Source organism: Streptomyces sp. NBC_01314 (assembly GCF_041435215.1).
Lineage (GTDB): Bacteria > Actinomycetota > Actinomycetes > Streptomycetales > Streptomycetaceae > Streptomyces.
Map to the genome: position 1 here is coordinate 7,769,461 of NZ_CP108394.1, position 12,338 is coordinate 7,781,798.

General features: G+C 69.7%; 7 protein-coding genes. 5 read left to right on the forward strand and 2 right to left on the reverse strand.

All coding sequences use genetic code 11. The features are described from left to right. The first annotated feature begins 13 nt into the window (after positions 1-13). The 5 genes from OG622_RS34270 to OG622_RS34290 all read left to right on the forward strand — a co-directional run bounded on the left by OG622_RS34270 (position 14) and on the right by OG622_RS34290 (position 6,633). Positions 14-994 carry a carbohydrate ABC transporter permease gene (locus tag OG622_RS34270; RefSeq protein WP_371580497.1) on the forward strand — a complete coding sequence of 327 codons (981 nt, stop codon included), beginning with the start codon at positions 14-16 and terminating at the stop codon, positions 992-994. Between the two features lie 6 nt (positions 995-1,000). Beyond that, positions 1,001-1,891, forward strand: coding sequence for a carbohydrate ABC transporter permease (locus OG622_RS34275; protein WP_371580498.1), 891 nt, complete (start codon positions 1,001-1,003; stop codon positions 1,889-1,891). A gap of 107 nt (positions 1,892-1,998) precedes the next feature. Next, complete coding sequence (locus tag OG622_RS34280; protein ID WP_371580499.1) at positions 1,999-4,257, forward strand: discoidin domain-containing protein; 2,259 nt, start codon at positions 1,999-2,001, stop codon at positions 4,255-4,257. Positions 4,258-4,943: 686 nt separating this feature from the next. Continuing rightward, the gene (locus tag OG622_RS34285; protein ID WP_371580500.1) at positions 4,944-5,348 is read left to right on the forward strand and encodes a hypothetical protein; all 405 of its coding nucleotides are present in this window, start codon (positions 4,944-4,946) and stop codon (positions 5,346-5,348) included. Positions 5,349-5,775: 427 nt separating this feature from the next. Continuing rightward, positions 5,776-6,633: a hypothetical protein gene (locus OG622_RS34290; protein WP_371580501.1), complete on the forward strand. Its 858-nt coding sequence runs from the start codon at positions 5,776-5,778 to the stop codon at positions 6,631-6,633. 76 nt (positions 6,634-6,709) lie between these two features. Here OG622_RS34290 and OG622_RS34295 read toward each other — a convergent pair whose 3' ends face one another. Beyond that, positions 6,710-9,625 (reverse strand): AAA family ATPase, encoded by a 2,916-nt coding sequence (locus tag OG622_RS34295; RefSeq protein WP_371584303.1) that lies wholly within the window; start codon positions 9,623-9,625, stop codon positions 6,710-6,712. 496 nt (positions 9,626-10,121) lie between these two features. Beyond that, positions 10,122-12,218 (reverse strand): RICIN domain-containing protein, encoded by a 2,097-nt coding sequence (locus tag OG622_RS34300; RefSeq protein ID WP_371580502.1) that lies wholly within the window; start codon positions 12,216-12,218, stop codon positions 10,122-10,124. Positions 12,219-12,338: the final 120 nt, after the last annotated feature.

Sequence of the window (12,338 nt, forward strand, 5' to 3'; positions counted from 1 at the left end):
CTCGTACGGACGGATGACAACCATGCCCACGAGCACCATCGCCGGGCAGGGCACCAAGGAACGCGACGCCGCCGGCCCGCAGTCGGCGGCCCGCCGCGACTCTTCGCCGCGGCGCACCGCACAAGGCCGCCAGACCCGCGCCGCGTGGTCCCTCGCCGCCCCGTTCCTCGCCCTGTTCCTCGCCTTCATGCTGCTGCCGGTCGTCTGGTCGATGCTGATGAGCCTGACCGACACCAAGAGCGCCGACCTGCGCACCCCGCTGAGCGTGTCGTTCACCGGCTTCGACAACTACATACGGCTCTTCCAGGACCCGCAGTTCTTCACGGCCCTGCAGAACACCGCCGTGTTCGTCCTGGTAGGCCTGCCTCTGACCCTTGCCGCCGGGCTTGCCGCGGCGGTCGCCCTCGACCGCGGCATCCGTCGCTTCCGCGCCGTCTTCCGGGTCGGCTTCTACCTGCCGGTGATCACCAGCGTCGTGGCCGTCGCCGTGGTGTGGAAAACCCTCCTCGAACCCCAAGCGGGCCTGGTGAACACCGTTCTGGCCTGGTTCGGGATCGACGGCCCGGCCTGGCTGGCCGACACCCGTTTCGCCCTGCCCGTCATGATCCTGATGGCGGTATGGCGCAACCTCGGCACCGTCATGATCATCATGTTGGCGGGCCTGCAGTCCGTGCCCCAGTCCCTCATGGAGGCGGCAGAGCTCGACGGCGCCGGGGCCTGGCAGCGGTTCTGGCGCGTCACCTTCCCGCTGCTGCGCCCCGCCCTGCTGCTCACCGCCGTCACCACCGGCATCGGCTACCTGCAGTTCTTCGACGAACCGTTCGTGATGACCGACGGCGGCCCGCTGGACTCCACCCTGTCGGCCACGCTGTACGCCTACAAACAGTTCGGCAACGGCAACTACGACATGGCATCGGCGGCCGGCTACGTCGTCTTCGTCCTGATCATCGCTCTGACCGTGCTGCAGTTCCGCGTACTGCGGGACAAGGACTGATGCCCCATGACCACCACACTCACCTCCGCCCCCACGCAGTCATCGGCCGTCGACACGGTCCTGCGGCGCCGCCGCATCCGCCGGGAGTGGGGCCGGCCCTGGCTCTACCTGCCGCTCACCGGCCTGCTGCTGCTCATGGTCACGCCGTTCCTGTGGATGCTGTCCGGGTCGTTCAAGCCCGAGGCCGACATCCGCAAGATCCCGCCGGACCTGGTCCCCATCCGCCCCACGCTCGCCAACTACCGGGAACTTCTCGGCACGCTGGACTTCACCAGTATGTTCGCCAACTCGGTGATGGTCGCCCTGGCCGTCACGGCGGGGAACCTGCTCTTCTGCTCGATGCTCGGATACGCCCTGGCCAAACTGGAGTTCCGCGGCAAGCGCGCCGTGTTCACGCTGGTCATCGCGACCCTCATGGTGCCGGGGCTGGTCACCTTCGTACCGCTGTACGTCCTGGTGTCCAACATGCAGCTGACCGGCTCCCTGCTCGGGCTGATCCTGCCGTTCCTGGCCACCCCCTTCGGGGTGTTCCTGATGCGGCAGTTCATCTCCACCCTGCCCGACGAACTCATCGACGCCGCCCGCGTCGACGGCTGCGGCGAACTGGCCATCTTCTGGAAGATCATCCTGCCCCTGACCCGACCGGCCCTGGCCACCCTCGGGATCATCACCTTCCTCGGCTCCTGGAACAACTTCCTGTGGCCCCTGGTCGTGGCCCAGAACGAGAGCCAGTACACCCTCCCCGTCGGCCTCGCCCTGGCCAGCAGCGGACAGGACTTCACCCGCTTCGGCATCCTGCTCGCCGGCTCCGTCGTCGTCCTGCTCCCGGTGACCATCGTCTTCCTGCTCTTCCAGCGCCACTTCGTCGCAGGCATCGCCACCACCGGCCTGAAGTGACCCCAGCTCCGGCGCCCTTACCCGGCCCCCACGCGCCGGTTTCGCACCACCCACGTCATGCACGCGAGCCGCCGTGCACGGCCGTCATGCCCGCAAGGAGCCGCACCATGAGAACCACCACCCGGCAACGGCGCCGGACCGCCCTGGCCGCCGCCGCGACCCTGCTCGCCACGCTCCCCGTCCTCCCGGCAGCCGCCCCGGCCTCCGCCGACGCCGCACCCGGCAAGGCGTCGGTCTTTCTCACCGACCTGTCCATCGACACCCACCTGGCCAAGCAGCCGTCCGTGCCCTGGAAGACAGGACGCGCACCGGCCGGCTCATCCGGCTCGACGATCACGGTGGACACCACCCGCGCGTACCAGCCGATGACCGGCTTCGGTGCCTCGTTCACCGACTCCTCCGCCTGGCTGGTCGGTACCAAGCTCGACAGGACACAGCGCGCCGCGCTGATGCGTGACCTGTTCAGCCGCCGCGACGGCATCGGCCTGAACGTCCTGCGCCAGCCCATGGGCGCCAGCGACTTCACCGTGAGCGGCAACTACTCCTACGACGACCTGCCCGCGGGTCGGACCGACCCCGAGCTGACGCACTTCACCGTCGACCACGACCGCGCGTACACCATCCCCCTGCTCAAGCAGGCCCGCAGCCTCAATCCGCAACTGGCCGTCATGGCCACCCCGTGGAGCCCGCCGGGCTGGATGAAGACCAGCGACTCGATGATCGGCGGCCGACTGAAGGCGGACGCCTACCAGCCGTACGCCGACTACTTCGCGAAGTTCCTCAAGGCGTACGCGGCGGCCGGCGTCCCGGTCCGCTACGTCACCCCGCAGAACGAGCCGCTGCACGACCCGTCGACCTATCCGGGCATGTACCTGCCCGCCGACCAGCAGAAGACCTTCGTCACCGACCACCTCGGCCCGACCCTGAAGAAGCAGGGCCTGTCCACCGGCATCCTGGGCTACGACCACAACTGGGACGTCACCAGCTACCCCGAGTCCCTGTACGCCGACCCGGCCGCCGCCCGGAACGTCGCCGGCACGGCCTGGCACTGCTACGCCGGCGCCGAGTTCGTCCTGAACCAGACCGCCGTCCACAACGACTACCCCAACAAGCCGGCCTTCCAGACCGAGTGCTCCGGCGGCAACTGGGAGGGCGACGCCTTCGCCGGCGTGATGGACAACGTCATCAACGGCCCCCGCAACTGGGCCCAGAGCATCGTCCGCTGGAACATCGCCCTGGACGCCGACGGCGGCCCCCGGAACAACGGATGTGAAGGCTGCCGCCCGGTGGTCACCGTCGCGCAGAACGCCGAAGGCAAGTGGACCTACACGCCCACGGCCGACTACTGGGGACTCGCCCAGGCCAGCAAGTTCGTCCGACCCGGCGCCCACCGGGTCGCCTCCAGCACCCTCGGCAAGGGCAGCGTCGAGGACGTCGCCTTCACCAACCCCGACGGCTCCACCGCGCTGGTCACCCACAACTCCGGCACCGCCGACCGCACCTTCACCGTCCGCTGGGGCAAGCGCCACTTCACCTACACCCTGGCCGCGGGAGCGGCCGCGACCTTCACCTGGAACGGCAAACAGAGCGGCAGCACCGCCCCGGCCGCCATCGGCTCCGTCGACCTCCCCTTCCGCAACCCCGACGGCAGCCACGCCCTGATCTCCTACGACAGCAAGCTCCTCGCCCGGCAGCCCCAGGTCCGCGTCGGCGACCGGTGGCTCGGCTACACCCTGCCCACCGGCGCCTCCCTCACCCCGTCCACGGGTGAAGCGCCCCTGTCCCGCGAGGGCTGGCAGGCATCGGCCTCCGCGAGCAGCTCGGACGACCCGCCCACCAAGGCCATCGACGGCGACGCCGCCACCCGCTGGAGCTCCGGCCACGGCATGCGGTCCGGCGACTGGTTCCAGGTCGACCTCGGCTCGACCCGGACCTTCGACCAGCTCGTCCTGGACAGCGGCGCCTCATCCGGAGACTTCGCCCGCCGGTACGAGGTGTATGCCTCCGACGACGGCACGAGCTGGGGCGAGCCGATCGCGACCGGGCCGGGCAGCACCGTGACCCGGGTCCTGCTGCCCTCCACCACCGCCCGCTACATCCGCGTGGTGAACAAGTCCGACTCCGGCAGCTGGTGGTCCATCCACGACGTCTCCGTCCTCGCCGCCGGGGGCAACGCACCCTCGCACCCCAAGGCGACCAAGGGCGTTCAGCGCAAGAACGCTCAACTGCCCGACGGCACCCAACTGTCGGTGACGTACAACTCCAGCAGTGGCATGGCCGCGTTCGACGTCCCGTGGGGCGATACGACATACAGCTACCGACTGCCCGCAGGCGCCGCCGCGATCTTCACCACGCGGCCCTCCTGAAGCACGACCAGAACACCTTCCCCAGCCGCGGGCCCCGCACGGTGAAGCAAACCGTGCGGGGCCCGTCCCGCCGCACGAATCGACGGACGAGCCCCGCCGCGGAGCCTTCGGGGGCGGAGCCTCCGCGCGCTGGAAGGGGCATCCGCTGCGCCATGGGTTCGACCGTGTCCGCTGAGCCGGAGCGGCGCCCAGGATTCCGCAGGTGTCAGCTCTCTCAGAGAGCGACAGGGACCGGCAGGCCGTCTGCGGAACTGGGCGGCATGCCAGGCCCCCGCGATATCGGCGGCCGCGCCCTCCCCGATCAGGGGTGCGATCGAGGTGCGCATCTCCTCAGGGGTGATCGGTTCGAAGACGACGTCGTCCCGGCCGAGCCGGGTGCCGAACGCCTCGGCCAGGTCCGGCCCGGTGATCGCCGGGTACTGGCCTCGAGTCGATGACGTAGGGCATGAGCAGGTTCTCCAGGTACAGCTCGGGCTCGATCACCGCATGGGACACGCCACTGTCGGTCAGCCGGCAGCCAGTGCCGCGGCGGCTCCGCCGAACTTCAGCAGCGAGACGTACGAGCCTGATCACTGGGCGTACTGCCCAGGGACGTTGACGGCGGACAGGCGGCGATGGCAGATACGTACATGGAATACGTACTCCTACTGATGTACCCCTGACACCTGTGCCGTTTCCTTGCGTTCATGACGACACCGGGCGTGAAAGCGCAGATGCCGAAGAATGTCAGGCTGGCGGTGGTGGGGGTATGGGTCCAGGCCGTGCTGAACCTGGCGGCCGGCGCCCTGTTGCTGGCCGTGGTGAACGACGCGGCGGACCACGGTCAGGACGAGGGGGCCGGGCTGCTCCGGTTCGTGGCGGTGTTGTCGCTGCTGATCGCGGGGGCGCTCCTGCTGTGCGGCGTTCTCGCGGGCAAGCGGTCGAACGGGATACGTGTCACGGTCATCGTCATCGAGGCGCTGAGCCTGCTGAGTGGTGTGCTGGGCCTGCTTCAGGGGGGCGGCGTCTCGGTTCTCCCGGGCATCGCCTTCGCCCTCGCCGTGCTGCGGGGCTTCAGTTCCGCGGAAGCCAGGAACTGGTTCGACCAGTGAGGTACGCATCGAAGCGCATACCCGGGCCCGCAACACTCCGCCGTGCATGGCGTCGCGGCCCTCGCCTGTGGTCGTTCTGTTCACTGGGGGTGTTCGAGCGCCCAGGGCGCCTCTCCTCCACGTGTCCGAGCCCTCGGCACCGCAGGTGTGCAGCCCGGACGGCAAGCCCACCGCCGACCCGGCCGATGAACCCACACCGGGCTCCCAGCCGACGGACCTCTGCCTGACGGACCTCTGCCCGACGGATCTGCCCCGACGCCCGACTACAGCTTCGACTGCAACGACGACCTCCGCTCTCCCACGCCCTGAGCCTCTTCCGCGGGTCCGGGCGTGCACCGACCTCTTCACCACGTCAACAGGCCCTAACAGGCCCTGCCACAAGGACAGTCCGGCAGGGCGCCACTCGACCTCATCATGGGGGAATCACATGCGTATACACACTGCGGCCACCGCCCTCTCCGGCGCCCTCGTACTCTCGGCGCTCGCTCTTCCGGGTACCGCCCAGGCAGCGGAGCACCGTGGGGCGGCGACGGATCTCAGGGCCTTCGCCTCGGACAGCGTCCAGCCGCAGGACGCTGTCGGCGGCACCACCTTCAAGAACGGGGTCGTCAACAAGGGCAAGGACATCGTTCTCGGCGTAACGGGCAAGAAGGCCGTTCCCGTCACGTTCACCGCCTTCGACGAGGAGGGCGTAGCCATCACCCAGGCCTTCCTGTGGCAGGGCACCGACAGTTCGAACACGGACACCATCACCGGCGCCATGGAGTCGGACGCCTACCCCACCTGCACGGAGACGCCGGTCCAGGGTGGCTACAGCTACAGCTGCAAGACGGTCTTCACCATCGACCCCGCGGTCACCTTCAAGGACGGCAACGGCACCGCGGGGACCTGGAAAGTCTTCCTGGGCGCCTACGACCTCTACGCGAACGCCAGTTACGACAACGACGTCGCCAGGACCAAGATCAAGCGTGCCGCCAAGCTGACCGCCAACGCCTCCCCGGAGCCGGTGAGGGAGGGCAAAACCATCACGGTCACCGGCAAGCTGAGTCGCGCCAACTGGACCACGGGCAAGAACGCGGGATACGCGACCCAGCCGGTGCAGTTGCAGTTCCGCAAGAGGGGCAGCAGCACCTACACCACCCTCAAGACGGTCAAGACCAGCAGTACCGGCACCTTGAGCACCACCACCAGGGCCGGCTCCGACGGCTACTACCGCTTCGTCTTCGCCGGCACCAGCACGACCGGCTCCGCGACGGCGCCCGGCGACTTCGTCGACGTCAGGTAGTCAGCCTCCCGGCCGAGACCGCGGTGGCCGGTTCGCGGAGGCTCACTGATCACCGCCGAGGGCACCTGGGCCACGCTCAGTCCTGCTCCGCGTGGGCGTCCCCGAAACGGCTCCCGGTGCGGCGGCGGGCCATCAGCGTGGCCAGGGCCGTACGCGAGGAGACCCCGGTCTTGCGGAAGATGCGGGAGACGTGGGTCTCGACGGTACGCCGGCTGACGTAGAGCCGGTCCGCGATGGCCTGGCTGGTGAGTCCCTGCGCCACCAGTTCGGCTATCTCCAGCTCCCGGGCGGTCAGGGTGGCCAGCCGTTCGGTGAGTTCGGTGCGGCCCGGGGAACCGTACGGAGCCTCGGAGCCGCCGCCGGGCGGACGGGTGGCGTCGGCGAGGCCGACCAGCATTCCGCTGCCGCCCGCCTCGGCGAGCCGGCGCCCCCTGAGCCAGGCGTGCGTGGCGCCCCGGCCGCGGCCCGCCGCCGCTTCCAGCGGGGCGCCGAGCAGCAGGGAGTGGGCCTCCCAGAAGACCGCGCCGCAGCGGGCGCTCTCCGCCGCGGCCTCCGCGAACAGGTCCGCCGCCGCTGCCGTGTCCCCCTGCGCCAGCGGCAGATGGGCGGCGCTGCGCAGCGCGGAGGCCCGCTGCATCGGCAGCCCCAGTTGTTCCGCCTCCTTACGGGCCCGCTCGGCCCAGCCACGGGCCTCCTCCGACATTCCCGTCAAGAGTGCGGACGTGACCAGGATCTCCAGGTAGAGCGGCCGCATCGAGGGCTGGATCCGCTGCAGTTCGGGGCCGCCCGCCTGGAGCATCGCGTCCCGGGCACGGACCGGATCGCCGGCCATGAGCGCGGCCCAGCCGTAGATGCACCAGGCCGTGGAGGCCCACCAGTCGACCCCGTTACCTGCCGCGGCCACCGCCTCCTCGGCGACGGCGAGGGGGCGCGGATCGCCCGGCGGGCAGAGGGCGACGAGCGCCGCGGCCTTGCTCGCCAACACGAACGCGAGCAACTGGTCGCTGCCGATCCCGCGGGCGATGTCCTCGGCCTGGTCGGCGAGTTCCAGCGCCGAGGAGACCCGGCAGGTCTGGACCCGGACATGGGACAGGCACAGCAGCAGATGGGGCACGACATAGAGCTGACCGCTTCGGCGGGCGATGTCGAGTCCGCGCTCGGCGTGCCGCTCCGCGTCCGGGTAGTGCTCCAGGAACGCCTCTGCCCAGCCGAGCCGGGCCAGTGGTTCACACAGTGCGGTGAGGTCGTTGTCGGGCAGGGAGTCGACCAGGGCGGCGGCCTGCCGGGCGAGCCGGTGCGCCGCGGTCATGTTGCCCTCGTACGCCTCTCCCAGGGCGGCGACGGCGAGGACGCCCGCCTCCGCGACCTCGGCCCCCGTGGACCGGGCCGCCGCGAGGGCCGCCTCGACCTCGGTGCGCACCTGGGCGTACGAGGTGTCGCTGTCCAGGGGCGCGGCCGAGCCGAGCTCCAGGCCGAGCCGGACGACGTGGCCCGGTGCGGGGCCGCGGGCCAGCTCACGGCGCAACAGCGCGACGGCCTCGGTGGAGCGCCCCAGATGACGCTCCACCAGCGCGCACAGGACGACCGCGCGCACTCTGAGGTCCTGGTCCTCGCCGGTGGTCGGGCCACCGGGTGACCGCTGCGGGGTGGCGATCAGCTCCTGGAGCAGGTCGCGGCTCTCTCGCAGGCCACCGCACGCGGCCAGCGCGCGGGCCCGCCTCAGGACCAACTCACGCCGCCGGGCGGCGTGTTCCGGAGTGTCCGGAAGGTGGCGGAGTGCCACATCGAGCCAGTGGGCGCAGCTCGCCGGGGCCGTTCGGGCGGTTCGTGCGGCGGCCTCGTCGAGCACGGCCACCGCTGCCGGGTCCCAGGCGGTCAGCGACTGTTCCACATGGTGGGCTCGCTCGGCGGCCGAGGCACCGACGCGGGCCAGTTCCTGCGCGGCGAGTCGGTGAATCTCGACGCGCCTCAAGAAGGGCGTGCTTTCGTGGACGAGGGTTCGCACGACCGGATGCCGCAGGGTCAACAGGCCTTGCGGGGCGGAGCGCAGCAGGTCGCGGCGGGTGAGAGCGTGGACGTCGTCGGTGAACGCGGTGCCGGAGCGGCCGGTCACCCGGCTCACCATCGCCGGGGTGGCGTGCTCGCCCAGTACCGCCACGGCCTCGGCGATGCCGCGCCGGGAGGGGGCGAGCATGGTGAGTTCGTCCAGCAGCAGGGTGCCGAGCCCGGGCGGCGCCGAGGACTCGGGCGTCGTACCCTCGTGGTGGGCCTGAAGGAGGGTCAGGAAGTAGAACGGGTTGCCCTCGCTCGCGGCGTACAGCGCGGCGGTCTCGGCGGGCGGCAGGCCGGGGCCGGCCAGTTCGGCGCAGTCGTGTGCGCTCAGCGGTCTCAGGCCGAGTCTGACGACCGTGCCGGTGTCGAGTCCTCGGGTGAGCCTGGCGGCGAGGGACTCGGGACTCTGGCGGTCACGGCGTGTCACGGCCAGGACGACGGGGGCGTGCACGGGATGGCGTACGAGATGGTCCAGCAGCTCCAGTGACGCCGGGTCCGCCCAGTGCAGGTCGTCGAGGGCCAGCAGCAGTCCGGACGGGGCGGCGAGCCGGGCGAGCAGGACGGCCGTGGACCGGTGCAGTCCGAAACGGTCGACCGCGCCGCTCCGCTGAAGGAGGGGCGCCACCGCTTCGGTCTCCTGGAAGCCGTCCAGGGCGTGCGGGTCGAGGTGGGCGAGCGCGTCGGTGAACACCTGGAACGGCACCCGCCGCTCGTACTCCGTGGCTCTGCCGCGCAGTACCGTCATTCCGTGTCGGCGCGCCCGTGCACAGACCTCGCCGAGCAGCCGGCTCTTGCCGATGCCGGCCTCACCGGTGATGTCGACGAGCCGGGAACGGCCGCTGTCACGGAACTCCTCACCCCTCGCCGTGCCGCGCGCGTCGCCTGCCGCACGGTCGAGCAGCGCATCGAACCGGGCCAGTTCGACGGAGCGGCCCAGCAACGGACTCCCGTTCTCGCCGTCCCCAACTACCCGGTCCGCTCCCACAGTTGCCCCCTAGTCTTTACATTCCCCCCACATGTCATTCTCTCCTGCTGATCGTCGTAACCGCCGTTGCGCACGCCGGTGGGACCAATTCCTGTGGTAGCAGGTGACCGCTGAGAGTGCGTCCCGGCGATGGGACAAGAAGCGGAAATCGGCCCGAAGGGGAAATCGGCCCGAAGGGAAAACGGCCCGAAGGGAAAACGACCCCGAGGACGGGAGAGTTGGCGGTGGGGGATCCGTTGGGCGTGGTCACCGAGGCGTGTCCGCCCCGGGAGAAGCCTGCGAGGCGTGCAGGAAACTGACCGACGATCTCAAGTGCGAGGTGCCGATCTCCAGGCACCGGGTCGGCCGCGGATGGCCGCCGTCTCCCTCACCGAGTGGCAAGCGAATCGGCGGACGGACTGGAGAATCCAGTCCGTCCGCCGATCGGGAAGGAACAGCCGGAGTCAGTCCGTCAGTTCAGCGTCCACTTCTGGTTGGTCCCGCTGTTGCACGTCCACAGGTCGATCTTGGTCCCGTTGGCGGTGCCGTTGCTGACGGCGTCCAGGCAGAGGCCGGACTGGTTGTTGGTGATGGTGCCGTTGGAGTTGACGGTCCACTTCTGGTTGGTGCCGCCGGTGCAGTCCCAGATGATGACCTTCGTGCCGTTGGTCGTGCCGTTGTTGTCGGCGTCGAGGCACTTGTTGCCGTAGACCACGAGTTCGCCGCGCGACGTGGACGTGAAGGTCTGGTTGTGTCCGCCGCCGCAGTCCCAGAGTGCGAGCTGGGTGCCGTTGGTGATGGTGTTCTTGGCGAGGTCGAGGCAGCGGTTGGAGCCGGCGCCGATGATCGCGTTGCCGTCGGTGCCCGCGATGCCCTGAACGAGGACGGCGTCGAGGTTGGGCGACCAGCCGCCGCTGTTGGAGAACTTCATGGTGTTGGAGCCCTTGGCCATACCGACCAGCACGGAGACGGTGCCAGGGGTGGTCCAGGAGCCGGTCGGCGGGAACGAGACCACCGTGGACTGCTGGCCGTTGACCTGGAGCGTCGCCCTACGGGCGGTGGTGTCGCCGTTGACGTAGGCGATGGTGGCGAGCTTCACGCCGGAGGCCGGGGCGCTGACGCCGTTGAACGTCAGGGTGTTGGCGGAGCCGTTGCCGATCCAGTCGACCCGCGAGCCGCCCGAACAGTTCGCGCAGGTGGCGGTGGCGGCGGTACCGGCCAGGGTGTTGGACGAGGACTCGGCCTCGTAGGTCGTGCCGGAGGCCTCGGTGCCGGAGACGGTGAGCAGCACCGCTTCGCCCGCCGGGACGCCGGTGGTGTAGCTCGTCGCGGGGCTGCCCGCGTTCGTCGCCGTCCATACGTCGCGCACGGAGGCGGAGGCCGCGGTCAGGCCCAGGTCGGTCCAGCGGGCCGTGATGTTGGCGGCGGAGGAGGTGCGGTTGAGCAGCAGCACGGCACGCTTGCCGGTGCCGGACAGGACCTTGCTGTAGACCTGCAGGCCCTTGGTGTCCTCGGCGACCTTGACGCCCTGGAGGCCGCGGGCGTCCTGGTCGATGGCGATGACCTCGGAGTTCTTGAGGATCGACGCGGTGGTGGAACTCATGGTGGTGAGGTTGTTGCCGGCCAGCAGCGGGGCGCCGGAGATCGCCCACAGGCTCATGTGCGTACGGTTCTGGGCGGCACTGAAGCCGTTCATGCCGACCATCAGCATGTCGGGGTCGTTGTAGTACCCGGTGTGCTGGGACGACGGGTGCAGCGCCTTGTCGAAGTTGGCCAGCATGTTGGCCGCGGACGGGCTGTTGCCCCAGAAGATGATGTCGGTGCTGGTGCGCCACATCGGGGCAGTGCCCGCGCCCCAGTTCCAGGGGTTGCCGGTGCCCCACTCGCAGAACGACAGGACCAGCTTGCGGCCGGTGATCGCGGTCGCGGCGTCGTTGGCGGCACTGATCGCCTTGTAGGTGGTCTCCTGGTCGAGGCCCTCGACGTTGCCGCCGCACCAGTCGATCTTGACGAAGTCGTAGCCCCACTCCTGGAACGTCTGCATGTCCTGCTGGTAGTGGCCCTCGCTGCCGGTGTTGGGCGCCGCGGGTCTGGTGGTGGGGAAGTAGTAGCCGCAGCCCTGCTTGCCGGCGTCGGTGTAGATGCCCGCCTTGAGGCCCTTGCTGTGGATGTAGTCGGCCATGGCCTTCATGCCACCGGGGAACAGGCTCTCGTCGGTGACGATCTTGCCGTTGCTGTCGCGGGCGCCCTGCCACCAACCGTCGTCGATATTGACGTAGTCGTAGCCGGCGGCGGCCATGCCGGACGAGACGAGTGCGTCGGCCTGGGCCTTGATGGTGTTGTAGTCGATGCTGCTGGCGAAGCTGTTCCAGGAGGCCCAGCCCATCGGTGCCGACGGAACCGCGACCTGGTTGGTGGTCACCGCGACCGGCTCGGTCCGGCCGAGGTCCGCCGACGGTGTCCGGCCGCCGCCCATGGCTGCAAGCCCGGCGAGAGCCAGGCTGAGGACCAAAGCCTGGACGGCGATACGTCTTATCCAGCGGATCGCGTCAATTCTCCCTGATGACATGAAAGCAGCCCTTTCTCGATGCGAATGGACGACATCGGACGCGGAGGTATGGGCGGCACCTGTTTCAGGTGTGCACCAAGAGGTTGAACAGGCGGGAATGTGCAGTTCGCCTATTTTGGT